Source organism: Thiocystis violascens DSM 198 (assembly GCF_000227745.2).
GTDB classification, from domain to species: Bacteria; Pseudomonadota; Gammaproteobacteria; order Chromatiales; family Chromatiaceae; genus Chromatium; species Chromatium violascens.
The window spans coordinates 2,092,501-2,118,117 of record NC_018012.1; the positions used below are offsets into that span (position 1 = coordinate 2,092,501).

Here is a 25,617-nt window from a genome sequence, read left to right on the forward strand (position 1 = left end):
CTCCTGGCACGTGGACGGGGCGCCTGACCGAGTGGTGATCGCCAACGCCGACGGCTTCGTTCCGCTGCCGAAGCGCTGGGTTGTCGAGCGCACCCATGCGTGGAATGAGCGTGCCCGTCGATTGATCATGCATCATGACCGTCTGCCAGCGGTCTCCGAAACCTGGGTTTGGCTGGCGGAGGCGCGCATCCTGCTGCGGCGGTTGACCACAACGGTTTGATTTTGTCTACACCCTCTCACAGGGTCTGTCCTTGCTTCGGCTCCCTTCGACTTCGCGCAGCACCAGGAGCGCGAGGTGCGCGAGGTGCGGAGCCGAAGGACTCGGGACGGATGGGAAATCCGGGGCCTCGGCGCGTGAGGCCGTTCATGGTTCGAGGGCCTCACCACGAACGGCTTCAGGGACACCACTACCCATACAGTGACGTTCAAACTGAGAATTGCTGCGTCAAACCACGGCGAACTGCCAGAGCCCGCGTGATTACGCTATGATTCACGACCGCCAGGCGCGTAACTCTGAACTTATAAAACGAATTTCGGATGCTGCACCGTTACTCAAGGGGTGGCGAGTGGATTCACTCCCTAGCGTAGGACATCGCCCGAAAACATACTCCGCCGGTTTCGTCTCGCGGCCAAGCGGTATTCCGCGTTCTTCCTGTCACTCTATATTGGGCATTCCTGATGTCTTCCGCGATACCACCCGATGACCCGGGCGCCGAACAGCCATTCATCTCGCACCTGGCCGAACTGCGCGATCGACTGATCCGCATGCTGATTGCCATTGGCGTGGTGATTCTGCTGCTGTTCCCGTTCGCCAACGACATTTATACCTACATTGCCGGCCCCTTGATCGCCCAGTTGCCCGAAGGCAACACCATGATCGCGACACAGGTGATTTCGCCCTTCCTCACACCGTTCAAGTTGGCGCTTGTGGCGGCCGTCTTCCTCGCCATGCCCTATCTGCTCTATCAACTTTGGGCCTTCGTTGCGCCAGGGCTCTATCAGCATGAGCAACGCCTCGCGATTCCTCTCCTGGTCTCAAGCATTCTTCTGTTTTATCTAGGCATGGCCTTCGCTTACTACGTGGTGTTCCCGTTAGTTTTCGCCTTCATGGCCGGCACGACACCCGAAGGCGTCGCAATGATGACCGACATCGCTGCCTACCTGGATTTTGTGCTGGCGCTGTTTTTTGCTTTCGGTCTCGCCTTCGAGATCCCTGTCGCCACGATCCTACTGGTTGCGGTTGGCGCGGTGACCCCCGAAACCCTGGTCCAAAAGCGACCTTATGTCATTGTCGGCGCGTTCATCATCGGCATGCTGCTGACCCCTCCGGACGTGATCTCCCAGACGATGCTGGCTCTGCCCATGTGGCTCTTGTTCGAACTCGGAATTATTTTCTCGCGTCTCCTGCTACGTCAGCGTGGAAATCGCGGAGAGGGGGCCGATTCGACGCCGCCGCCACCAGGTGGCGGCGCCTTATCCAGTTCATTCGCGGGATCGAAAACCGCGAGGAACGCCCCCGCTCGGACATCCACCGGCAAGACGGTGGCCGGAAGCGAGATCGGCCGTGATCTCGCGGGCGATGTCGACGACCCTGACCGCTGGCGGCCGATGACGGATGAGGAAATGGAAGTGGAACTGGATCTGCTGGATGCCGATCAAGCGCACGCATCGCAATCCCAAAAGGAAAAGGCGCCGAACTCAAGCACGGGAGCGATCAATTCAGTCGAGGAAAAAATCCTGCGCGCAAATCGGCTACGCGACTTGAGCAACGATTTCGCTGCGCGCCAGATCCTTTATGAGGTTCTTGAGGAAGGCGACGCGGACCAGCGACGGGTCGCGCGCAATATTCTCCAACAACTCGACAATACTTGAGCGCCAATCTTCGACGATTCGTTCAACAATTCTCGGTAAAACGTCCCGCCCTTAGAGGGTGTAGACAAAAATAATTGAGCTGCTATTTGTATACCAGTCTACAACTGAGCTGGTGTGCGCTGATGTCGAAAGCTGGTCGTCCCCCAAGATTCACGAGGCGGAGCAAGCGGTATTGCGTCAAATTGTCACGGATCGCCCGACCTTCACGCTGTCAGAGATTGCCCGGGAACTCGCGGCACGGACGGGAATCGAGGCTCATGAAGCCACGATTCGCAAGTCCTTGCGGGAGGCGGGCGTCACGCGCCTCCGGGGCGAGAGTGGTCTCGAGGCGCAAGCGCGCGCAACGCCGCGTCGGTATGGGTATACGGATGCGCATCGTCGCCACGACCCCGACCAAAGCTACCCAAGTTGTCTGACCGATGCGGAGTGGGACTTGGTCGCCGCTCTCTTTGAGATGCCGGGCGGGCGGGGTCAACCGCCCCGCGTGTCGCGCCGGAGCATCCTGGAGGCGTGTTGCTACGTGGTGCGCACGGGGTGCGCGTGGCGGATGCTGCCGCACGATTTCGCGCCTTGGCAGAATGTCTACAAGACGTTTCGCCGTTGGAGTGCGGCTGGGAAGTTTGAGCAGATGCATGATCGACTGCGGGGGCAATGGCGCGAACGCGAGGGGCGTGAGATCGCGCCGACGGCGGCGGTGCTGGATGCGCAATCGACCCGCGGCTCGCCGCAGGGTGGACCGAGCGGCTTTGATGCGGGCAAGCAGGTCAAGGGGCGCAAGCGCAGCCTGGTGGTCGAGTACCTTGGGGTTCGAGTTGGCGGTGAGCGTGGTCGCGGCCAATCTTCAGGACCGCGATGCCGCCTCGGGCGCCGTCGCTGACGCGGCCGCCAAGTACCCCCAGACTCAACACGCTGTTTGTCGATAGCGCCTACGCCGGTCAATTTGCCCAAACCACCGAGCAGACCCACGCGATCCGCGTGGAAGTCGTGCGCCATCCAGCCAACAAAAGCGTTGGCTCCTGGCACGTGGACGGGGCGCCTGACCGAGTGGTGATCGCCAACGCCGACGGCTTCGTTCCGCTGCCGAAGCGCTGGGTTGTCGAGCGCACCCATGCGTGGAATGAGCGTGCCCGTCGATTGATCATGCATCATGACCGTCTGCCAGCGGTCTCCGAAACCTGGGTTTGGCTGGCGGAGGCGCGCATCCTGCTGCGGCGGTTGACCACAACGGTTTGATTTTGTCTACACCCTCTTAAGGGCGGGACTTGTTGTTGTGGTCATGGGCGCGGTTGACGATTCACGAACCATTCAAGATCGCGCGACAGGACGCTGGCGGAACGGGCGCGCCAGAACCCTGGCCGGGCTTTTTCTTGACGGGCTTGCGGGCCTCCTCGCTGAACCACCAGGCAAGTTCCTCGCCACAGCCATCTCCGGCCGGCAGCGCGGACTGCCGTTCGCATTGCGGACTCCCGGGGGGGCAGACCAGACGCACATGAAAATGGGCGTCATGTCCCTTCCAAGGGCGCACCTTGCGCAGCCAGCCGCGATCGGCAGTCGCGCTCCGGCACAATTCGCGCTTGATCGCCGGATTGACAAAGATACGGTCCACCGAGCGGTGACGCGCGGCGGTTTCGATCAGAAAGCGCTGATCCTCGCCCCAGGCATCGCTGACGGACAGACCGCCGGGGCGCACCATGCTCCGAGGGTCGGGCTGCTGGTCCATCCGTCGTCTGGCGTCGGCGGGCGAAGCCGCCAGCGTGAACCAGATGTCCACGTCCAGACCATTCTGATGACTGCGATGCGAGGTCGACATGAGTCCGCCGCGCGGCTGACTGAGATCGCCGACCATCATCGCAAGACCGCGCCGACGCTGCTGGGCACGTCCCATCTCCTGGATGAACCGGAGCAACTCGGGGTGACCGTAATAGCGATTGCGATAGCGCCGGATACTGACATAACCGGCGCCCGTTTCCGGCAGTGCATCCGCGCCGCCGATACAGCCGTTGGACACGCCCCCGATAACCTGGACCGGCCCCCGGCTGGGAGAACTCGCCGCCGCCCAGGGGCTAGCCAGTCCGTCCGACGCGGGAAGCCACAGACAGAGCAGCGCGCCAAACACCGGCGCATGAATGGCTCTGTCCGAACGATGCGGAATCTTGGCGTTGAACATCCGAACCGGCCTCACATCGGAAACCCGCCGGGCGGCATCCCACCTGGCGGCAAGCCGCCGCCCGGCCCGAAGCCCGGCGGCATCCGGCCCTGCATCGACCGCATCATCTTGGCCATGCCGCCGCCCTTCATCTTTTTCATCATCTTCTGCATCTGCATGAACTGTTTCAGCAGCTGATTCACGTCCTGCACCTGAGTCCCCGAACCGGCCGCGATCCGGCGCTTTCTGGAGCCCTTGATGACGGCCGGAAAACGGCGCTCGTTGAGGGTCATGGAGTTGATGATGGCGACCAGTTTGCCCATCTCTCGGTCATTGGCCCGATTCTTGACATGCTCCGGGATCTGTCCCATGCCGGGGAGCTTCTCCATCAGGCTCGCGATTCCGCCCATCTGGTTCATCTGCTCCAACTGCTCCTTGAAGTCGGCCAGATCGAAGTCCTTTCCCTTCTTGAGCTTCTTGACCAGCTTTTCGGCCTTGTCCCGGTCGACCTTGGCCTGGACCTCCTCGACCAGCGAAACCACATCGCCCATGCCGAGGATGCGCGAGGCGACCCGGTCCGGATGGAAGGGTTCGAGCGCCGCCGTCTTCTCGCCCGTGCCGAGAAACTTGATCGGCTTGCCCGTGATCTGGCGGATCGAGAGTGCCGCGCCGCCGCGCGCATCGCCGTCGGTCTTGGTCAGGATCACGCCCGTCAGCGGCAGCGCCTCGTCGAACGCCTTGGCGGTGTTGGCCGCGTCCTGGCCGGTCATGGCGTCGACAACAAAGAGCGTTTCGATGGGATTCAAAGCGGCATGGATGGCCTTGATCTCGTCCATCATCGCCACGTCCACATGCAGACGGCCAGCGGTATCGACGATCAGCACATCCTTATAATGCTTGCGGGCGCTGTCCAGGGCACGCTTGGCGATCTCGACCGGATCCTGGTCGCCACTGCTGGGATAGAACTCCGCACCCACCTCGGCGGCAACCGTCTTCAACTGTTCGATGGCGGCCGGACGGTACACGTCGCAACTGACCACCATGACCGATTTCTTCTGTTTTTCCTGGAGCCAGCGGGCGAGTTTGGCCACGCTGGTGGTCTTGCCCGAACCCTGCAGGCCCGCCATCAGCACCACCGCTGGCGGCTGAGTCGTCAGGTCAAGCTGCTCGTTGGCCTGACCCATGATGCTGACCAGTTCGTCGTTGACGATCTTGATCAGCACCTGACCTGGGGTCAAACTCCGGGTCACCGCCTCGCCGAGCGCCTTCTCGCGGACTTCCTCGACGAACCGGCGCACCACCGGCAGCGCCACATCCGCCTCCAGCAGGGCCATGCGCACCTCGCGCAGGGTCTCCTTGATGTTGTCCTCGGTCAGGCGACCCTGCCCCCGCAGATTAGTCAGGACGCCTTCAAAACGGTCCTGGAGATTCTCGAACATGATCCGACCTCAATAAAGATAGCGGGCAGCCATAAAGTGTAGCCGTCCGCTATGTAGCGTATAACTTACGAGTATAATATGACGCACGAAACGCCCCGCGTCGTTTTCAGCCTCACTTTCACTTGCACAATGCTGTCGAGCTTATGACTCATACCCTCCTTGCCGCCGTCGCCACCCTCAGCTACCTGGCTGCCACCGCCTTGATCGGTTTGCGCCTGTTTCGCAAGGAGGGATGGATCCCCGAACGCAATCTCGCCATCTTCGTCGGCTTCGCCGGCCTGGCCCTGCATAGCTGGCTGTTGTGGGATAGTATCTTCAGCAGCGCGGGGCTCAATCTGGGCTTTTATCACGCATTGGCGCTGACCACTTGGACAATCATTGCCCTGCTGCTTGTTTCCAGCCTGACCAAACCGGTCGATAATCTTGGGTTGATCCTCCTGCCCGTGGCGGCCCTGAGCATCGTCCTGGAGACCAATTTTGCCGAGGTTGGTTTTCTGCGCCCCACGGCGAGTTGGGCACTGAAGATCCACGTCCTGCTATCGATGCTCGCCTACAGCCTGCTGACGCTTGCCGCCGTCCAGGCAATCCTGCTCGCGGTACAGGATCGCCATCTGCGTCGGCGTCGGGCCAGCGGTTTTATCCGCACCCTGCCACCGCTTCAGACCATGGAAAGCCTGCTGTTCGAGATGATCACCGCCGGCTTCGTGCTGCTTACGCTAGCACTGTTGAGCGGCTTCGCCTTTCTGGAAAACATGTTCGCCCAGCATCTGGTGCACAAAACCGTCCTCTCGGTGCTCGCCTGGCTGGTGTTCGGCGGTCTACTGATCGGCCGCTTCCGCAAGGGCTGGCGCGGCCGCACGGCGATTATCTGGACACTCGGCGGCTTCGTCATCCTGATCCTCGCCTATTTCGGCACCAAGGCGGTCCTGGAATTTGTTCTGAAAACGTGATTCCGTTTAAACTGGGCCTTGTATCCAAGCGCCAAAAAGATGCAGAATTGACCGGTCGCGAAGTCGACCGGTTTCGTGGGTCGCCAGTCGATTCATGAACTGGATGTTCAATCATGGGGCCGTAGCTCAGCTGGGAGAGCGCCGCGTTCGCAATGCGGAGGTCAGGGGTTCGATCCCCCTCGGCTCCACCAAACGACTAACTATTCAACACCATCTTGAGAGTCGAACCCGCTTCATTGCGGGTTTTTTATTGCCCTGAGCGTTGTGGGCTTTTGTTGCTCTCGGCAGGGTTCTTTAATCGAAACGCGCTGAGTCCAGGATGAAACCACTGACCCACCCCCTCGTTTCCCGTCCGTGTCACTGGATTAACGCCCTACCGATTCTGCTTGCGCTGGCGCTATCGATCCCGCCAGCCATGGCGGCGGACCCGGTCGCTCAGGTCAAGGGCATGGACCAGGCCAGTCTGCTGCTTGAGGAGCGTGGGCGCGATCTGGTCGCTCATCATCCCGACACACCACGCGTCCCGGCCTCGACCATGAAGCTGCTGACGGCCTTTGCGGCACTGGAAACCTGGGGACGGGAGTATCGCTTCCTGACCGACGTTCACCGCGATGACGCCAATGGGCTCTGGGTGAAGGGCTATGCCGACCCCTATCTCGTGTCGGAGGAACTGGATCGGATGGTCGCCGCGCTCAAATCCAAAGGGCTGCGCGAGGTCGCCGGTATCGGCATCGATGACAGCTTTTTCGGCCCGGACGTGGAGATTGCCGGACGGTCCTCCTCGGATAACCCTTATGACGCGCCGGTCACCGCGTTGGCGGCCAATTTCAATACGCTCAATCTGGTTCGCACTGGCGATCAGGTGCACAGTGCCGAGCCCCAAACTCCGCTGACCGCAACCGCCCGTCGCTTCGGACTGGCCGGCGCCGCTGGCAAGCAGCGGGTGAATCTGCGCGAACGCGAGGTTGCGCTGCGCTATTTCGGCGAATTGCTGGCCGCCAAGCTGGAACAGACGGGGGTGCGCGTCGGAGATCAGCGAAAAATCGCCCCCATGCCACGTCACGCCAAGCGCTTCTATCGCCACGCCAACAGCCGCACCCTGGTGGAGATCGTCGAACCCATGCTCAAATTCTCCAATAACTTCATTGCCAACTCACTCTTTCTGCGACTGGCGGACCCGGAGGGAAACACCGGCGTGAGCATGGCCTCCGCCAGACTGAAAATGACGGACTTCGCGCGTCGCCGCTTCGGTTGGCGCGAATTCAGGATTGAGGATGGCGCCGGCCTGTCGCGTGGCAACCGACTCAGCGCACGGCAACTCGTCGAGTTGCTGGATGCCTTTGCTCCTTATCGTGATCTACTGTCGGAACAGGATGGCAACCCGAACGTGCGCGCCAAGACTGGAACGCTGCGTGGCGTGAGCTGCTACGCTGGGTATGTGCGACGCGAGAGCGCTTGGTTGCCCTTCGCGCTGCTGATCAATCAGCCAGTGGAATACACGCTTAGGCAGCGCGTCGCGAGCAACCTGGCACGCTGATCGACAAACCGCTTGTCCGCTCGCGTCAACAGGATTTTACTCCGTGCCAGAATCAGCCCCAGGATCGCGTCATTTCCACCGCGCCGGCATCCAGGCGATACGATCTGGGCCACTGGCGCTCGCCATGCTGCTGGTGGCTTGCACCACCGCCACCGACCGGTCGGCCGCGCCCCATCCTGGCGGCTTTCCTTATTGGAAAGCAGGCGCCAGCTATCCCTCCCTCGCCCCCTTGATGCAACAGGTCACGCCAGCTGTCGTCAACATCTCTGTGGAGTCCAAGGCATCGCTGGATGACCATCCCTTTCTGCGAGACCCCGATTTCCGTCGTTTCCTTGATCGTTTCGGTCTGACGGTTCCGGATCTGGATCAACCCGAGCAGCGCCAGAGCGTGGGTTCGGGGGTCATTGTCGATGCGGCGCATGGCTATGTGATGACCAATGACCATCTGCTGAAGAACGCCACGACCATCATGGTCACACTGAAGGATCGGCGCAGCTTCCGGGCGCGATTGCTCGGCTCCGATACCGCGACCGATGTCGCCATCCTCAAGATTCCCCCCGTAAGGATCCGCGCCCTGCCGCTCGGCGACTCGGATCGACTGGAGGTCGGCGACTTCGTGATCGCCATCGGCAATCCCTTCGGTCTGGGGCAGACGGTGACCTCGGGAATCGTCAGCGCGGTCGGACGCAGCCGGATCGCCGGCAACCAGCTCGGCGAACTGATCCAAACCGACGCCTCCATCAACCCCGGCAATTCCGGCGGTCCGCTGATCAACCTGGCCGGAGAGGTCGTCGGCATCAACGCCGCGCTCATCGGTCCGGGCGGCGGCAACGTCGGCATCGGCTTCGCCGTTCCCAGCAACCGCGCCCGGACGGCCCTGAGTCGGATGATCGGGCGTCGTTGAATCCGCCCGGTCAAAACCGGTTTGCACTCGTCGGCGGGCTATCCTAGAGTGTTAGAGGTGAACTGAATCGGTCGCCGATCGCATGGGCAACCGGCCTTGGAGCCAACGCTCGGTCGCGAATCCGTGGTCAACTCCAACTTCTTGCACGGGTGCCTTTTTCATGTCCGACGCCAAACTCGGCGATACCGTCAGAATCCACTACACCGGAACGCTCGATGACGGCACGCGCTTCGACTCGACCGTCAGCCACGAACCGATGGAATTCACCCTCGGCGAGGGTAACGTCATCCCCGGCTTCGAGTCGGCGGTGCTCGGGATGTCGGTCGGCGAGTCCAAAACCGTGACGATCGCCTACGATCATGCCTATGGCCCCTATCGGGCCGAGATGACCCAGGAGGTTCCCCGCACCGCGATCCCGGATGACATCGAACTCCACGAAGGCTTGATTCTGAGCGCGGAGAGCCCCGATGGGATACCCATCTCGTTCGTCGTCAAGTCTTTTGACTCGGAACTGGTGACGATCGACGGGAACCATCCGCTCGCCGGCCGGGACTTGACGTTCGCCTTGGAATTGCTGGCGATTCGCTAGTGGTCACGGTCGATCCGGGATAATAGAGACTGGTCGCCGATCCGACCGGATCCTCGCGACGAATGGCGGGGAAGCGTTCGGCAGGCATCGATCTCGTCGCTCGCCGATTCGCCATCAGCCATCATCTGGATGAATTTTCCATGGAACACGACAAAGATCTGGATCGCCGGAATCAACCGAACCAAGACGACATCTCTTCCGCGCGACACTCCAAGCCATTGCAGCCCGAAGCCGTCAAACTCGCCAGCGACCCAGGCGAGCCAAACGCGCCGGGTCGCGACATTCTGAAACATCTGGCGACACAGGCGGCCCAGATGGCCAGGCTCTCGACCAGCCTGGAACAGCAAAGAGTCGACCTCAAGACCGCCGAGTCCGCGCTGGTATCACGGATTGCCGATGTCGATGACGACCGACGTCTCACCGCCAGTCAACTCCAGCGCACCTGGCAAAGCCATCGCGATGAGATGGCTGATCTTCTGAAACGCAAGGGGGCGATGCTGACCGGCATCCTTTTGCTGTTCGGAATTCTGGTTGCGATTTCCCTGGCCTATTTTTATGTCCGCTTCGACCAGAACCGTCAAACGCTGGTCGACGAAGTTGCCGAACTCAGGCACATGGTCGGACAACTCCAGACCCAGATTCCCGAAGGCGTCATGCAGAGCCGGTTGACGCAAGATAAACTGTCGCACTTATCCATCGCGATCCAATCCATTTCCGCGTCGCTGGACAACCTCAAGAACGTACCGGTCGCGGCCATCGCCACACCGATCGACCAACCAGTTCCCACCGAGCCCGGTCCGGCGCCCATTCAAGAGGAGTTGGCCGACGACGTCCCCATCGACGAGCCGGCGGAGCTGCAACCGCCGGATCTGGCCGCCGAGACGGAGATCGCCGATCGCGGGAAGGATGCGTTGACCGACGACGCCCCGACCGACGAGCCGGCGGAGCTGCAACCGCCGGATCTGGCCGCCGAGACGGAGATCGCCGATCGCGGGAAGGATGCGTCGACCGACGACGCCCCGACCGACGAGCCGGCGGAGCTGCAACCGCCGGATCTGGCCGCCGAGACGGAGATCGCCGATCGCGGGAAGGATGCGTCGACCGACGACGCCCCGACCGACAAGCCGGCGGTTGCAGCTCCGCCGGAGACCATATCCACACCCGACGGATCCTCGACGGCACCGGACATCCATCCAACCACGGAAGCAATCACGTCGCCAAAACCCGTCTTACCCTTGACCGAGAAGGAAGCCAGCGACGAGCCGGCTGCATCCACGGCCTCAGAGTTGATCGATGTCGGCCAAACGCCCTACGCGCTCCAACTGATTGGCTTTTTTTCGTTTGAAGAGCTTCTGGATTTCGCCCGGCGTTTCCCGCTACCGGCCAAAGTGTATCACCAGGAAAAAACCTATCGGGGCCGCCCCTGGTTCGTCTTGATTCACAGCCTGCATGCAAGCCGCGAATCGGCAAATGAGGAGATTGCGAGACTGCCCGCGGAATTGGTCAAGCTGGCTCCCTGGGTTCGCAAGCTCGCCCCCGATGACTCCCTGTCGCTTTTGAAGACGGGTTCCAATTGAATCGCGCTTGCGAGCTGGCGTTGCCGACGGATGTCAATTCCTGGAACCAACACACAGTATCGAGGCAGCGACCTTGCGTATACTGAACCCGAGCGCCTTGTCGTCCTGAACGCCCTGGATGACATCCGGCATCCCTCGATGGTTCGATCAATTCCGAGCAAGCCGCCTAAAGTGATGTTTCCAGAATCCTCAAATCATTTTGACCGCGACCTGGATGTGATCCTGGATCGAATCTATCGCTCCGATCCCAGCACGCGCACCGACATCGCGAGCAATTCCGTGACCCCGCGCAAGGTACTGATGCGTCGCGAGCAGGGCTCGACTGAACTCAAACAGGCATTGGCCGAGTTACGCGGCATGCGCGAAAAATCGCAATCCATGCAGCGCCTAAAGGAAGAAGTGGATTATCTTCAGGATCAGATCGATCAGATGAAAACCTTGGGAGAACGGATCGTCGCTTTAAGAAAGCAATTGTCAGAAGATGGCGGATAACCATCCCAAGTCCGCCAGCACTTCACGCCGCCCCTGCCCTCGGAGAGAGCAGGGGCGATTCGTTTTAGACCTTCCGCGCATCCATCATGCGCTCGATGATAGGTTGCAGGATGACCTCCATCGCGAAGCCCATCTTGCCGCCCGGCACCACCATGCTATTGCGGCGCGACATGAAGGAATCGTGGATCATGGCAAGGAGATAGGGAAAGTCGACTTGCAGTTTTTCCGGATCCTTGAAACGGATGATGACGAAGCTTTCGTCGGGCGTCGGGATATCGCGCGCGATGAACGGATTGGAGGTATCCACCGTGGGCACACGCTGAAAGTTGATGTCGGTCAGCGAAAACTGCGGCGTGATATGCCGGATATAGTCCGGCATCCGGCGCATGATGGTGTCGACGATCGCCTCGGCGGAATAACCGCGCTCCAGATTATCGCGCTGGATCTTCTGGATCCATTCCAGGTTGACGATGGGAACCACGCCGACGCCCAGATCCACATGCTGGGCAACATTGGCATCTTCGGTCACCACCAGGCCGTGCAGGCCCTCGTAGAACAGCAGATCGGTGTTGGGCGGGAGATCTTCCCAAGGCGTGAACTGCCCGGCAGAAAGATCGGTGCCGAGACGGGCATTCAGTTGCATCGCCTCGTCATCGCTGTGGATGTAGTAACGCTTTTTCCCGTTACCGCGCTCGCCGTAATCGTGGAAAAGTTCCGCGAGCAGGTCGAAGCGATTCGCCTCGGGACCGAAATGGCTGAGATTGACGTGCTTTTCGGCGGCCTGCGCCATCTCGGCCTTCATCTCCGCGCGGTTATAGCGATGAAAGCTGTCGCCCTCGATCACGGCGGCGCTGATGCCGTCGCGATAAAAGATGTGTTCGAACGCGCGCTTCACGGTCGTGGTGCCCGCGCCGGAGGATCCGGTGACGGCGACAATCGGATGTTTCTTGGACATGAGTCTCTCCCCGTTTTCTTCGTGATCTTCGCATCCGGGTCCATAACCCGAGAACCAGTGCGAAATGATGCGCTAATATACCATGAGAGGGATCTTCCATCGTGACGCGAGAAGGTATTCGGCGGCGCCTCGAAGCGGATTTTTCAATTCCCCTTATGGGCTACTCCTGACAGGATCTTCGCAACGTCGCGTTCGACATCCAGGCTCAGTCGTCGTACTGTTACTCATGATCGTCAACGCCAGGCGCGTTTCGATCCCCACTCGCGCGGCTAATTCAGCCCCGGATCTCGCGGTCTGGGCCATCCGGAATTGGAATGGAGTCACAGAACGAATGAATGGATGGGGAGCGCGGTTTCGCGAGCGTCTCGGCGTATCGCCCGAGTTACAAAAAAACCCGGAATTTCAATCGGCGACCGTCCGGATCACGGCCTGTCTGTTCGGCGCGCTCTATATCGGACTCGGTGCCTGGACCGATTATTACCGAGTCGATATCCCCAATTATCTGACCCTGTTCGCGCTGTACCTGATCTCGAATCTCCTGTTTCTGATCAGCGTGGCCCGTCGTCCCGTCTGGCCGGCCCGGTGTTTTCTGGCGCTCAGTCTCGACATCATCGCGGTCAGCCTCGCCATTTTTCTCACCCGCGAGGCGATCAGCCCCTTTTACCTGCTCTATATCCTGATCTTCATCTCCGCCGGCACCCGCTTCGGCAAGCTGCATCTGATCGTCGCCGCGGTGGTGGCGGTCGTCGCCTATAACTTCGTCCTGATCGAACTGGACGAATGGCGCCGGCACACCTTCGAGGCCGCCTTTTTTCTGCTCCTGCTGGTGCTCTTGCCGCTCTACCAGGCGTCATTGCTGCGCCAGGTGCAACAGGCGCGCGAGGATGCCGTGCGCGCGAACCAGGCCAAGGGGGATTTTCTGGCCTTCATGACGCATGAGCTACGCACGCCGCTCACCGGCGTGATCGGCATGGCCACGCTACTCAAGGGTACCCAACTCGACCTGGAACAACGCGATTATGTCGACTCGATCACGAGTTCAGCCCAGGCACTGAACAGTCTGATCGGCGATATCCTGGATTTTTCCAAGATCGACGCCCGCAAGCTGACGCTCGAATGCATTCCATTCGACCCGCGCGCCATGTTGCGAAACGTCTGCGAAATCCTGGTGGGTCTCGCGCTGTCGAAGAACCTGGAACTCATCTGCCAGGTCGACCCCGATGTCCCCGGCCAGGCCACCGGCGATCCATTGCGGGTCCGTCAGATCCTGTTCAATTTGATCGGCAACGCGATCAAATTCACGGAACAGGGCCAGGTCTCGCTGCGGGTCGGCGCCCGAGCGCCGGACGCGACGCTCTCGCGTCCCTATCTGCTGCTGGAGATCGCGGACACCGGCATCGGCATCCCGCAAGACAAACTCCCCACCCTGTTCGAGAGCTTTCGTCAGGCCGACGACTCCACGACCCGCCGCTTTGGCGGCTCAGGCCTGGGCACGACCATCGCCCGCGAGTTAACCCTGCTCATGGGAGGGACCATCACGGTCGAGAGCGAGGAAGGCCGGGGCAGTTGCTTTCGGGTCAGTCTCCCCCTGCTCGGCGACGGCGCTCTCCCCTCCCCCACGCCATCGGCGGCCAGACTGCGCGGACTGCGCGTGCTGGCGATCGAGTCCAATCCGATGCAACGCGCGCTGATTGGCGCGATTCTAGAGCGCGAAGCGGCCATCGTTCGCTGCGTGGCGGGAATCCAGGACATCGATGCGTCCAGCCCCATGGACACCATTCCGGGCGAGCGCGACATCGCCCTGGCGATCCTCTCCGATGTCCCGGCGGTCCATAACCTGGGGCACGCACTGGCCAACCTCCGGGAGTCCATCGGCGAGCATCCGCCCTGTCTCCTGCTGAGCTATCCGGGGCACCAGTTGATCGCGCCGCCGCCGGGCGTGGCCTGTCTGAATAAACCGTTTTTGGCCGAGGATCTGGTGGACGCCATTGAGTCCCTGCTCGGTCGCGCGCCGGCGGATGTCGCGACACGGGCACGCCAGGATGAATCCGTGTCTGCCCCAAGCGAAAACCCGCCTTCGGCGCGGCCGATTCGCGTCCTGGTCGCTGAGGACAATGAGATTGCGGCAAAGGTCATCACCACCTTTCTGACCAAGATGGGATTCGCGAACCAGCGTTTTCGCGATGGCGAGGCCGCGCTGACGGCGGCCCTGAACGGCGGCTATCAGATCGCCATCGTCGATTTTCATATGCCGAAGCTCGATGGCATCGGCTTCGCGAAGCGATATCGGACACTTGCTCCGGAGTATCCATTGCCGATCGTCGCGCTGACGGCCACCGCGGCGGCGGATGTCAGGCAAGCCTGTTTCGACGCGGGCATGGATGGATTTCTCGCCAAGCCGGTCAATCCGGATGAATTACGCCAGACCGTGGAGCGTCTGGCGCTTCCGCAGCCGCCAATGGCAGCGTGAGTTCGATACGAACCCGGCTGGCAAGTGACGATATAGCCGTCCAAACTGATATCCATATATCAAAATCTGCGCCGGCGAGAAGCCGGCGCCACGATTTCTGTCCGACAATCGCATCGAATGGCGCAGGAATCATGATCTCTTCGGCTCACTGCCATGAAATTAAGGATTTCCCGTTCGTCCCGAAGCTCTCGACACGCTGGAGGATTTCCCGTTCGTCCTGAGGCTCTCGAAGGATGAACGGGAAATCCGAGACTCGGCGTCTGAAGCCGTTCGTGGTTCGAGAACCTCACCACGAACGGCTTCAAAAGCAGTCACCACGAACGGCTTCAAAGCAGTCACCACGAACGGCTTCAATGACACCACGGCTCATACCGTGACGTGCAAACCGAGAATTGCTGTTCACGGAGTCGGCGGCTTGATCTTTTCCAACACTTGGGCGACGGCGCGGTCGGTGAGCGGATTTTGACTGAGCAGGCGTGCGGTTCCCTTGCGCAAGTGTTCGGCAAGACTCGTCGCCGCGAGAGTCATGGCGTTTTCGCCTTGACGGTTGGTGAACAAATAGACACGCTTGAACTCGCTGACCCAGTTCAGCCGGAGCGTGTTGCGGGTACCGCGGAAGCTCTGGAATTCGATCCAGGCGCCAACTTCGAGTGCCTGGACCAGCCGCAGATGACGATCCTCCGTACCTTCGGGGGGCGCCTGAGCAGAGGCAGGCGGCGGTTGAACGACGCTGTCGGTCATCCCGGTCTCGCCCGGCCAGGGAAGGGGCTGCGACGATAACGCCTGACCCTCGGAAGGCCCGGCGTCGGGCGCGGGATCATTGCGCAGGGCCGCCATGTGCAGACGGATCAACTCGCTGAAGAAGTCGTCCCAGGCGCCATCCAACTGAACCCGTTCGAGACCCTGGCGCAGCCGTTTGAGCAGGTCGGGCAGGAGGGCCAGCAGCCGGTCGCGCTCCTGAGCGCCGCTCTTCGACTCCACGCTCCAGATCAATTCATCCATCAGACGAATGGCCTCGGCCCACTCCGCGCCGGTGTCCCCGGCACGGATGAAGATCGCCGTCAGTACCTGGCGCCAATGGCGCTCCAGAAACGCCACGATCAACCGCGGAATCTGGCTCCGCTGGACGCGCGGCGCGATGGCCTCGTTGACCCGGCTCGCCGCGATCTCCGAACGCTCGTCATGTTCGAGCTTGGCGACCTGTTGAGTGGCCTTGCCCTGGGCGCGGCCATCCTCGTCCTGCAGAAACTCCTCCAGTTTCTGGACCTGAGTCGCGAAAATCTGGATATCCGAGTCAAAGCCGCTGACTACGCTCTCGACAATGGCGTGGATCTTTTGGGTCAATCGCGGTTCGTCGTGTTCGCCGCGGCCAATCCCGGAATTGGCGATAACGTCGAGCAGATGGCGGGCAGGATGCTTGCGGTCGGAGAAAAAGCTCTTGTCGAGAAGCGCGACCTTGAGCACCGGAATCTGCAATTTCGCAATCTCGGCGCGCATGGTGGCGGAGAGATCGGGGTCGTTGAAGATCGCGTCGAAGAGCATCGAAACGATGTCGATGGTCATGGCATCCATGGGATGCGACCAATTGGCCATCGGCGTCGAGCGAATCTGCCGCAGGACATTGCCGCGGTCGGGATCGATCCTGACCGCCCCCAGCCCTGGCATGGATTGGGGGTCCGCCTGACCGCGCTGCAGACCGCTGAGCGCATCGACCAATTGATGAACGCTGACGTTCGCGGACGGCGACGGTCCAAGACCCGCGCTCGGAGCCGACGGCCATCCGGTATTGGCTGGCGCGTGGAGCGGATTCGCCGTCTGGATCGCCTGCAGCAGCTGACTGAAGATATCCTGTTGGACATTGGCCGACGCGGCGCCATAGGACGCCGAACCCTGGCCGAGCGACGCGCCCCGATACGGCTCGGCGGAACCGCCAGAGGCCATGCCGGAACCGCCCGGCTGACCTGCGGACGGAGCGTCCGAAAGCGACTGGGGAGCGCCCAGCGGGATGGTCGGCAGAATGCCCGACTGCGCCAGATGGCGGTTGAGATCGGCATAGAGACCGGGAAGTTCGTTGGCCGTCTGGCGCTCGAAGGACTGGAGCAGCGCCAGCGAAAGCTCGCGGTCGACATCCATCTCGGTCAATGCCTGGAGCATGGCGCTGAACAGATGGCCTGGATACAGTGGGTTTTCGTCCTGCCCGATGCGCTGCAAACGCAGCAGAACGGCGAGACGACGGTCGAGCGCGACGAGTTGCTGGGAGCAATTGAAGGCGGCGCGCGTGGACACCTTTCCGATGGCCAGATCCTGCTCGAACTCCTCGGTATCGATAAGCTGAAGTTCGTCAAGCCCGCGCGGACTGGAGCGGGGACGCTCACCGCCCAATCCGGCCACGCTGGCGTCGAAGGCGGCGACATAGATCTTCTGAAACCGATCCAGCAGGGGTTGGGCGCGATTGGCGATAAAGTGCATGGCGGCGAAGCAGATCTGCTGCTGCTCCAGGTTGATGGCGCGATCCGCCAGGCCCAGAAATTCGTCGTTCGCACGTCCGAGATGCTTGACAAAGACCGCGATGACGCCCTGCGCCAGTCGGTCGCGGCAGGTCGCGAGGATGGACCGCGCATCCTCCGGCATCGCCGTTGGCATCTCTTTGGGCAAAGAGTTGTCATGGGCTCCAAATGGGATGACATTCGACATCGGTGTCTCGGCCATGGGTCGATGATCTTCGATTTCAGCAAATTGCCGGGAATGCATGCCAGGGTGTCTCACGCGGGGCGAACGGGCAGGCGGCTGGGTGCATCCACCTGACCGAGCGTCGGGGGCGATGAGTCATCGGCGGCGTTCCTGAGCCAGAGTATAGGAGGCCGTGCCGGCGGCGAATGCCAACCCAATAACATTCCTCGCGGTCCGCGCCTACTCCACCGTGACCGATTTCGCAAGATTGCGCGGCTGGTCGACATCCGTGCCCTTGAGCACGGCAACATGATAGGCCAGAAGCTGAAGCGGCACCGTGAACACCACGGGGTCGATCAGGTCGTCGGTCTCGGGCAGGCGGATCACGGTGACCCCGTCGCCCTCCTCCATGGGCACCTGAAAATCCGCGAAGACATAGAGTTGGCCGCCACGGGCGCGCACCTCCTCCAGATTGGATTTCAGTTTCTCCAGCAGGGCATTGTTCGGCGCGACGACGACAACCGGCATGTCTTCGTCGATCAGCGCCAGCGGGCCATGCTTGAGTTCGCCGGCCGGATAGGCCTCGGCGTGGATATAGGAGATTTCCTTGAGCTTGAGCGCCCCCTCCATGGCGATGGGATATTGTTCGCCACGCCCCAGAAACAGGGTGTGATGCTTGTCGACGAATTGCTCGGCCAGCGCCGCGATGCGGTCGTCGAGCGCCAGCACCTCTTCGATCTTCCCCGGCAAGGCACGCAGCAGCGCCACGACCCGAGCCTCGCCCACCTCATCGAGACGCTGGAAACGCCCTAACACAGCTGTCAGCAACAGCAAGGCCACGAGTTGAGTCGTGAAGGCCTTGGTGGAGGCGACACCGATTTCCGGCCCCGCATGCGTCAGCAGCACCAGATCGGATTCGCGCACCAGCGAGCTTTCGGGCACGTTACAGATGGCGAGCGTGGTGTCATAACCGGACGCCTTGGCGAGACGCAACGCCGCCAGCGTGTCGGCCGTTTCGCCGGACTGGGAGATGGTCACGAACAGCGCATGCTGGGGGACGACATGCGCGCGATAGCGATATTCGCTCGCGACCTCCACCCGACAGGGCAGCCCGGCGATGGCCTCCATCCAATAACTGGCCACGAGCGCGGCATGATAACTGGTGCCGCAGGCCACGATGGTGACCGCCTCGATGGCGCTGAACAGCTCGGCGGCCTGATTGCCGAAGGCTTCCGGCAGCACCCGATTGCCGACCAGCCGACCCTGCAGGGTGTCGGCGATGGCGCGCGGCTGCTCGAAGATTTCCTTGAGCATGAAATGCCGGTATTCCCCCCGCTCGGCGGACTCCGCCGCGACCGAGGAGGTCTTGACCGGGCGCTCGACCGGCAGCCCGTCGCGGTCCCAGATACGGACCCGTTCGCGCGTCAGTTCGGCGATGTCGCCTTCTTCCAGAAAGATAAAGCGATTGGTGACCGGCAGCAGGGCGAACACATCGGAGGCGATGAAATGCTCGCCGAAGCCGACCCCGATCACCAATGGGCTACCCTGCCGGGCGGCGACCAGATGGTCCGGATCCTGGATGTCGATGACGCCCAGCGCATAGGCGCCGCGCAGACGGACCGTCGCCTGACGAACCGCGTCGATCAGCGTGTGTCCGGCGATGAGTTCATCGTAAAGCGCGTGCACCACCACCTCGGTATCCGTCTCGGAGGTGAAGCGGTGCCCCGCCGCGCGTTGCTCCCGACGCAGAATCTCGTGATTCTCGATAATCCCGTTATGGACCAGCACGCAGCGGTCGCGGCAGATATGCGGATGCGCGTTATGGGTTGCCGGTTCGCCATGGGTGGCCCAGCGCGTGTGGGCGATGCCCAGCGTTCCGGGCAGCGGCTGGGCGGCGACCTCCTCGCTCAAGCGGGCGACCTTGCCGAGGGTGCGGGCACGGTTGAGCGTACCCACGGGATCGAGCACCGCGATCCCAGCGGAGTCGTAACCGCGATATTCGAGGCGCCGCAGACCTTCGAGCAGGATGGCCGCGACCGGACGTTGCGCAATAGCGCCGACGATTCCGCACATGGTATTGGGTCTCCCTAATGTTGCGAGAGGGGGGCGAGAGGCGATTTCCTGGAACAAGCACGCCAACTGGAATCCGTTCGCGGTGCACCCTTCGACGAATTCAGCACTTCGACGAACTCAGGACTCGGAACGCACGGAAACTCGGTCGAGTTCTTCCCGGAAATCGCCATCGGGTCAAGGACGACGGGCACTGGCTTGGACGCCGTCGAGTTTACCCGAAACCGCCTCGGTCATGCTGGACGCGCATGCCGTCGTCAGATTCCGGCACCGCGTCTCGCGCACGAAGAGAGCCGCCGCCAGACCCAGCAGGGCGAAACCGCTGGAAAGCCACAGGCCGTGGCGATAATCGCTCAGGGCGTACTGACGGACCCCATCGACCAGCGCGCCGTCCCAGGTGAGATCCAGCGTCCAGCCGAAAGCCGGCTGCAAAATCGCCGCCCCAAGAAAGAGCCCGGTGTTGACCAGCGCGATGGCCATGCCCGCCACGCCGGGCGGCACCACCTCCTTGGCCGCGGCATAGCCCACCACGAACCCGCCAGCGGCGAAACCGAGCAGCGCATAGAGCGTCAACCCGCTCCAGCCCGGCCCCCAGGGCAGTAGAATCAGCGCCAGCCAGACCAGCACCGAGAGCCCGCTAGCCCCGACGATGACCGGCTTGCGCCGACCCAGATGGTCCGACAGCCAACCCATGACGAAGCAGCCAAGCGCGAAACCGGTCAGGGCGGCGGTGGTATAGAGCGACGCCTCGGTCCGCGCCAGCCCGAAACCGTCGCGCATCAGCGGCACGCCCCAGAGTCCGGCGAAGGCGAAGAGGCTGCCGGTGACTCCGAACATCATAAAGAAGCTGGGCCAGACCGCGCGCGTGGCAAAGACCCCGCGCAGATCGTGCAGCCAGTGACGATGGCGCGCGGGATGTGCCGGCAATCCCTCCAACTCGCGCACCGAGGGCAGACCCGCGTCCTCCGGCCGGCTGCGCACGAATAGCGCGGTCAGCAGCGCGATGAGCACGGACAGGATACCGATCCCGACGAAAACATGACGCCAGGAGGCGGCGACGAGCAGGACCGCCAGCGGACCGGCGGCCAGGATGGAGCCGATGTTGCCGAGCAGGAGCGTCAGCCCGCTGATCGCGCCGTAGGAGCGTTCGCTGAACCATTGGGTGTTGGAGCGCATGAGTCCGACGAAGACCACCGAGACCCCGAGCCCGACCAGAAAGCGGCCGGTCGCGGCGGCATCGAAGGTCTCGGCGACCCCGAACAGGATCGAACCGGCCCCCGCCACCAGACAGCCCAGCGCCACCCCGACGCGCGTCCCCAGGGTATCCGCCAGCACCCCGGCGGGGATCTGCATGGCGGTGTAGATGTAGTAATACATCGCCGCCAGCGAACCGAGCGCCGCCCCGCTGGTCTGGAAGCTGGCCATCAGATCCGCCGCCACCACGCCCGGCGCCATGCGGTGAAAATACACCGTCATATAGGCCAGGATCAGGATGGCGAAGATGCTCCAGCGCAGACGCCGGAAGCGTCTCGAGTCGGCGGATTCGATAGGCATGACGGGCCTCTGGTCTGGACCGGGAGGTACGCCCGCCCGCCAGCGGTTTTTGGATGGCGCTATGTTACACGACGCCGCCTGCCTGAAGCCGTTCGTGGTGAGATCCTGAAGCCGTTCGTGGTGAGGCCCTGAAGCCGTTCGTGGTGAAGCCCTGAAGCCGTTCGTGGTGAGGCCCTGAAGCCGTTCGTGGTGAGGCCCTCGAACCACGAACGGCTTCGCACGCCCAGCGTCCCAGATTTCCCGTCCGTCCTTCGACCCTTCGACAAGCCTGTCCTGAGCGAAGCCGAAGGGCTCAGGACTCAGGACGAACGGGAAATCCTCCGAGCGTTTGACCGACCGACCGACCGCCCACCGCCCCCTGCCTGAAGCCGTTCGTGGTGAGTTTGTCGAACCATGAACGGCTTCAGGCGCCGAGGCCCGGATTTCCCGTCCGTCCCATTCGACTGGGCTCATGACAGGCTTCGACCCTTCGACCCTTCGACAAGCCTGTCCTGAGCGAAGCCGAAGGGCTCAGGACTCAGGACTCAGGACTCAGGACTCAGGACTCAGGACTCAGGACTCAAGACTCAAGACTCAAGACTCAGGACGAACGGGAAATCCTCCGAGCGTTTCGATAACCCTACCGCACCTCGGTTGTAGCAAGAAAGCGCGTGGCGTATTCTCCTGAGGCGATTTTTGGGAAAGCCATAACCGGATTGCCTCGGTTCGCGGCGACATTGCTGGCGCTCGCGGCGACCCTGCAGCCATTCGTGGCGACATTGAAACCGTTCGTGGTGAGTCCTGAGCCCTTCGGCTTCGCTCAGGACAGGCTTGTCGAAGGGTCGAACCATGAACAGCTTCCATGTCACCCCCAGGAGCGCGATCGACCGGAAATCGCCCAGGAACCCGACCGACCTCACCCCTGTCTCCAAACCGCCCCGTATCTGACGAGACCGCATGACTGAATACGCGCTCATCCTGGTCGGCACAGTCCTGGTCAACAACTTCGTGCTGGTCAAATTTCTCGGGCTCTGCCCCTTCATGGGCGTCTCCAAGAAACTGGAAACCGCCACCGGGATGGGACTGGCGACGACCTTCGTGATGACCCTCTCCTCGTTCATCGCCTGGCTGGTCGATCGCTACCTGCTCGTCCCGCTCGACATCGAATATCTGCGCACCATCGCCTTCATCCTGGTCATCGCCGCCGTGGTCCAATTCACCGAGACGGTCATGCGCAAGACCAGCCCGATGCTCTATCAGGTGCTGGGCATCTTTTTGCCGCTGATCACGACCAACTGCGCCGTGCTCGGCGTCGCGCTGCTGAATCAGCAGTCGGAACACACCCTGGTCGAGGCGCTCCTGTCCGGTTTCGGCGCCGCCGTGGGCTTCTCGCTGGTGCTGACCCTGTTTGCCGGAATCCGCGAACGGGTCGCCGTCGCGGATGTGCCCGAACCCTTCCAGGGCAGCGCCATCGCCTTGATCACCGCCGGTCTGATGTCGCTCGCCTTCATGGGCTTCGCCGGACTGGTCGCGAACTGAGCCGCGCCCGGATGCTGACCGCCATCCTCGCCATCGCCGCGCTTGCCGTCGTCTTCGGGGTTCTGCTCGGATATTCGGCGATCCGTTTTCAGGTCGCGGGCAATCCCATCGCCGATCAGATCGACAAGCTGCTGCCCCAGACCCAATGCGGACAATGCGGCTATCCCGGCTGTCGCCCCTACGCGGAGGCGATCGCCCGGGGCGAGGCCGATCTCAATCTCTGCCTGCCCGGCGGCGAGGCAACGACACTGGCGCTGGCGGACCTGCTCGGACGCGAGGCGGTCGCCCCCAGCACCCGGAAGAAACACCCGGCCGTCGCGGTCATCGATCCGCAATCCTGCATCGGCTGCACGCTCTGTCTCCAGACCTGTCCGGTGGACGCCATCATTGGCGCGGCCAAGCAGCTGCATGGCGTCCTCGCCTCCGAGTGCACGGGCTGCGAACTCTGCCTGCCGCCCTGCCCGGTGAACTGCATCCGCATGGTTCCGGTGTCCGAGGATATCCCCCATTGGCGCTGGCCCTATCCCGGCGAACCGCCCGATGTGGAATCCGACGCGCAACCCGAACGGCGGGAGGCTGCCTGATGGCTCTCGCGCGCCTGCGCTCCGTGCCTTGGTTCGGCGCCAACCGCCGGCTCTGGACCTTCCATGGCGGCATCCATATCCCGGACGAAAAGGCGCTGTCGAATGCCGCGCCGGTCGAGCTTGCGCCACTACCCCGGTTTCTCGTCATCCCGCTGCAACAGCATCTTGGCGCCCCGGCCCGCCCCCTGGTTGGCGTCGGCGAGCGTGTGTTTAAGGGCCAGACCATCGCCGAAGCCAACGGCTACATCAGCGCCCCGGTGCATGCGTCGAGTTCGGGCATCCTGATCGCGATCGAGGAACGTCCGGTCGCGCATCCCTCGGGGCTCTCCGCCCTGTGCGCGGTGATCGAGACCGATGGCGAGGACACCTGGGCCGAGCTTCCGCCGCCCCTGCCCGACTACCCCCGGCTCGATCCGCAAATCGTGCGCGAGCGCATCCGCTGGGCCGGCGTGGTCGGCATGGGCGGCGCGACCTTCCCGACCCACGTCAAGCTCAGCCCCGGAACCGACCGCGAGATCCAGACCCTGATCCTCAACGGTGCCGAGTGCGAGCCCTATATCACCTGCGATGACCGCCTGATGCGCGAGCATGGCCATCGGATCCTGGAGGGCGCGCGGATCATGCGTCATCTGCTCGGAGCCGCGCGGGTGTTGATCGGGATCGAGGACAACAAACCGGAGGCCATCGCGGCCCTGCGCGACGCCCTCTCCGAGACGGATCTGCGCGACGCCACCGAGGTCGTCCCCATCCCCACGCTTTATCCGAGCGGCGGCGAGAAGCAGCTCATCCGCATCCTGACCGGCCGCGAGGTACCGACCCAGGGACTTCCGGCGCACATCGGGATGGTCTGCCAGAACGTCGCCTCGGCGGCGGCGGTCGCCGACGCGGTACTGGAAGGGCGCCCGCTGATCTCGCGGATCGTCACCGTGACGGGTCGGGCCATCGCCGCCCCGCGTAACCTGGAGGTCCGCATCGGCACGCCCGCCAGCGCATTGATCGCGCACTGCGGCGGCTACCGCGAGACACCTCGCAAACTGATTTGCGGCGGCCCCATGATGGGCTTCGCGCTGAGTCATCCCGAGGCTCCCCTGACCAAGGGAACCAACTGTCTGCTGGCCCTGACCGCCGCCGAGAGCCCCGATCCTGGCCCCCCGCTGGCCTGCATCCGCTGCGGTCGCTGCGCCGATGTCTGCCCGGCCAAGTTGTTGCCTCAACAGTTATATTGGCACGCCCGCGCCAAGGATCTCGACCGCGTCCAGGACTACAACCTGTTCGACTGCATCGAGTGCGGCTGCTGCGCCCAGGTCTGCCCGAGTCACATCCCGCTGGTCCAGTATTACCGCTACGCCAAGACCGAGGTGTATGCGCGCGAGCAGGAAAAACGCAAGGCCGAACAGGCCCGCGCCCGTCACGAGGCCAAACAGGCGCGACTGGAACGGCAGGAACACGAGCGCCAAGACCGTCTGCGCAGGCAGAAAGCGGCGCTTGAAGCCAAGCCGTCGCCGGACGCGGCTAGCGAGGATCCGCGCAAGGCCATGATCGAAGCCGCCCGCCAGCGGGTTGCGGCGAAGAAGGCCGCCACGCCGGGGGATTAAGGGGCAAGGGGCAAGGGGCAAGGGGCAAGGGGCAAGGGGCAAGGGGCAAGGGGCAAGGGTTTGAACCTGAAACCGTTCGTAGTTCGTAGTTCCCCTGAAGCCGTTCGTGGTGTGCCTGAAACCGTTCGTGGTATGCCTGAAGCCGTTCGTGGTGTGCCTGAAGCCGTGTGCCTGAAGCCGTTCGTGGTATGCCTGAAGCCGTGTGCCTGAAGCCGTGTGCCTGAAGCCGTTCGTGGTGTGCCTGAAGCCGTTCGTGGTGTGCCTGAAGCCGTTCGTGGTGTGCCTGAAGCCGTTCGTGGTGAGGCTCTCGAACCATGAACGGCTTCATGCGCCGAGGCCCAGGATTTCCCGCCCGTCCTTCGACCCTTCGACAAGCTCAGGACTCAGGACGAACGGGAAATCCTACGGATGTTTTTCTGGCGGACTGGTTGGCTGGCTTGAAGCCCGCGCCGAGGCTCGCCTGAAACCGTTCGTGGCGCCCCCGAAACCGTTCGTGGTATGCCTGAAGCCGTTCGTGGTGTGCCTGAAGCCGTTTGTGGTATGCCTGAAGCCGTTTGTGGTATGCCTGAAGCCGTTTGTGGTATGCCTGAAGCCGTTCGTGGTATGCCTGAAGTAGTTCATGGTATGCCTGAAGCCGTTTGTGGTATGCCTGAAGCCGTTCGTGGTATGCCTGAAGCCGTTCGTGGTGAGGCTCT

Annotated in this window: 18 protein-coding genes, 1 tRNA gene and 2 pseudogenes (1 of these 21 only partly in view); 15 read left to right on the forward strand and 6 right to left on the reverse strand. The window is 62.4% G+C overall.

Features of this window, described 5'->3' with window-relative positions; translation table 11 throughout:
- The 3 genes and pseudogenes from THIVI_RS09265 to THIVI_RS09275 form a co-directional block, all read left to right on the forward strand.
- Positions 1 to 220 (forward strand): annotated as a pseudogene (locus THIVI_RS09265) (IS5 family transposase); it begins 893 nt to the left of the window's first position.
- Between the two features lie 458 nt (positions 221 to 678).
- Positions 679 to 1,872 carry a twin-arginine translocase subunit TatC gene (tatC, locus tag THIVI_RS09270; protein WP_014778333.1) on the forward strand — a complete coding sequence of 398 codons (1,194 nt, stop codon included), beginning with the start codon at positions 679 to 681 and terminating at the stop codon, positions 1,870 to 1,872.
- A gap of 122 nt (positions 1,873 to 1,994) precedes the next feature.
- Positions 1,995 to 3,105 (forward strand): annotated as a pseudogene (locus THIVI_RS09275) (IS5 family transposase).
- 61 nt (positions 3,106 to 3,166) lie between these two features.
- Here THIVI_RS09275 and mepA read toward each other — a convergent pair.
- Both mepA and ffh read right to left on the reverse strand, forming a co-directional pair.
- Positions 3,167 to 4,039, reverse strand: coding sequence for a penicillin-insensitive murein endopeptidase (mepA, locus tag THIVI_RS09280; RefSeq protein WP_014778334.1), 873 nt, complete (start codon positions 4,037 to 4,039; stop codon positions 3,167 to 3,169).
- Between the two features lie 11 nt (positions 4,040 to 4,050).
- Positions 4,051 to 5,457 (reverse strand): signal recognition particle protein, encoded by a 1,407-nt coding sequence (gene ffh, locus THIVI_RS09285; RefSeq protein ID WP_014778335.1) that lies wholly within the window; start codon positions 5,455 to 5,457, stop codon positions 4,051 to 4,053.
- A gap of 143 nt (positions 5,458 to 5,600) precedes the next feature.
- Here ffh and THIVI_RS09290 point away from each other — a divergent pair, with 143 nt between their 5' ends.
- The 7 genes from THIVI_RS09290 to THIVI_RS09320 all read left to right on the forward strand — a co-directional run bounded on the left by THIVI_RS09290 (position 5,601) and on the right by THIVI_RS09320 (position 11,506).
- Positions 5,601 to 6,407 (forward strand): cytochrome C assembly family protein, encoded by an 807-nt coding sequence (locus THIVI_RS09290; RefSeq protein ID WP_014778336.1) that lies wholly within the window; start codon positions 5,601 to 5,603, stop codon positions 6,405 to 6,407.
- A gap of 115 nt (positions 6,408 to 6,522) precedes the next feature.
- Positions 6,523 to 6,598: transfer RNA gene (locus tag THIVI_RS09295), tRNA-Ala, on the forward strand.
- 128 nt (positions 6,599 to 6,726) lie between these two features.
- Positions 6,727 to 7,944, forward strand: a complete 1,218-nt coding sequence (locus THIVI_RS09300; protein WP_014778337.1) for a D-alanyl-D-alanine carboxypeptidase/D-alanyl-D-alanine-endopeptidase — start codon at positions 6,727 to 6,729, stop codon at positions 7,942 to 7,944.
- Positions 7,945 to 8,068: 124 nt separating this feature from the next.
- Positions 8,069 to 8,848: a trypsin-like peptidase domain-containing protein gene (locus THIVI_RS09305; RefSeq protein ID WP_014778338.1), complete on the forward strand. Its 780-nt coding sequence runs from the start codon at positions 8,069 to 8,071 to the stop codon at positions 8,846 to 8,848.
- A 160-nt stretch (positions 8,849 to 9,008) separates the two neighbouring features.
- On the forward strand, positions 9,009 to 9,437 hold the full coding sequence (locus tag THIVI_RS09310) for an FKBP-type peptidyl-prolyl cis-trans isomerase (RefSeq protein WP_014778339.1): 429 nt from the start codon (positions 9,009 to 9,011) through the stop codon (positions 9,435 to 9,437).
- 140 nt (positions 9,438 to 9,577) lie between these two features.
- Positions 9,578 to 11,014: an SPOR domain-containing protein gene (locus THIVI_RS09315; protein ID WP_014778340.1), complete on the forward strand. Its 1,437-nt coding sequence runs from the start codon at positions 9,578 to 9,580 to the stop codon at positions 11,012 to 11,014.
- A 30-nt stretch (positions 11,015 to 11,044) separates the two neighbouring features.
- A complete protein-coding gene (locus tag THIVI_RS09320; protein ID WP_157174417.1) occupies positions 11,045 to 11,506 on the forward strand; it encodes a hypothetical protein in 462 nt (153 codons plus the stop codon).
- A 64-nt stretch (positions 11,507 to 11,570) separates the two neighbouring features.
- Here THIVI_RS09320 and THIVI_RS09325 read toward each other — a convergent pair whose 3' ends face one another.
- Complete coding sequence (locus THIVI_RS09325) at positions 11,571 to 12,461, reverse strand: phosphoribulokinase (protein ID WP_014778342.1); 891 nt, start codon at positions 12,459 to 12,461, stop codon at positions 11,571 to 11,573.
- A 331-nt stretch (positions 12,462 to 12,792) separates the two neighbouring features.
- Between THIVI_RS09325 and THIVI_RS09330 the strand changes: the two genes are divergently transcribed.
- Positions 12,793 to 14,931, forward strand: coding sequence for an ATP-binding protein (locus THIVI_RS09330; protein ID WP_014778343.1), 2,139 nt, complete (start codon positions 12,793 to 12,795; stop codon positions 14,929 to 14,931).
- Positions 14,932 to 15,330: 399 nt separating this feature from the next.
- Here THIVI_RS09330 and THIVI_RS09335 read toward each other — a convergent pair whose 3' ends face one another.
- The 3 genes from THIVI_RS09335 to THIVI_RS09345 all read right to left on the reverse strand — a co-directional run bounded on the left by THIVI_RS09335 (position 15,331) and on the right by THIVI_RS09345 (position 21,225).
- On the reverse strand, positions 15,331 to 17,625 hold the full coding sequence (locus THIVI_RS09335) for a DUF1631 domain-containing protein (RefSeq protein ID WP_014778344.1): 2,295 nt from the start codon (positions 17,623 to 17,625) through the stop codon (positions 15,331 to 15,333).
- Between the two features lie 216 nt (positions 17,626 to 17,841).
- Positions 17,842 to 19,674, reverse strand: coding sequence for a glutamine--fructose-6-phosphate transaminase (isomerizing) (gene glmS / locus THIVI_RS09340; protein WP_014778345.1), 1,833 nt, complete (start codon positions 19,672 to 19,674; stop codon positions 17,842 to 17,844).
- A 174-nt stretch (positions 19,675 to 19,848) separates the two neighbouring features.
- The gene (locus tag THIVI_RS09345) at positions 19,849 to 21,225 is read right to left on the reverse strand and encodes an MFS transporter (protein WP_014778346.1); all 1,377 of its coding nucleotides are present in this window, start codon (positions 21,223 to 21,225) and stop codon (positions 19,849 to 19,851) included.
- Between the two features lie 936 nt (positions 21,226 to 22,161).
- Between THIVI_RS09345 and rsxA the strand changes: the two genes are divergently transcribed.
- The 4 genes from rsxA to THIVI_RS24660 all read left to right on the forward strand — a co-directional run bounded on the left by rsxA (position 22,162) and on the right by THIVI_RS24660 (position 25,538).
- Entirely contained in the window at positions 22,162 to 22,743 is a 582-nt protein-coding gene (rsxA, locus tag THIVI_RS09350) for an electron transport complex subunit RsxA (protein WP_014778347.1), read from the forward strand.
- 11 nt (positions 22,744 to 22,754) lie between these two features.
- Positions 22,755 to 23,327, forward strand: a complete 573-nt coding sequence (rsxB, locus tag THIVI_RS09355; RefSeq protein ID WP_014778348.1) for an electron transport complex subunit RsxB — start codon at positions 22,755 to 22,757, stop codon at positions 23,325 to 23,327.
- Complete coding sequence (rsxC, locus tag THIVI_RS09360; protein ID WP_014778349.1) at positions 23,327 to 24,922, forward strand: electron transport complex subunit RsxC; 1,596 nt, start codon at positions 23,327 to 23,329, stop codon at positions 24,920 to 24,922. Before rsxB ends, rsxC begins: the two co-directional genes overlap by 1 nt.
- Before the next feature lie 202 nt (positions 24,923 to 25,124).
- Positions 25,125 to 25,538, forward strand: coding sequence for a hypothetical protein (locus THIVI_RS24660; RefSeq protein ID WP_157174418.1), 414 nt, complete (start codon positions 25,125 to 25,127; stop codon positions 25,536 to 25,538).
- Positions 25,539 to 25,617 lie beyond the last annotated feature (79 nt).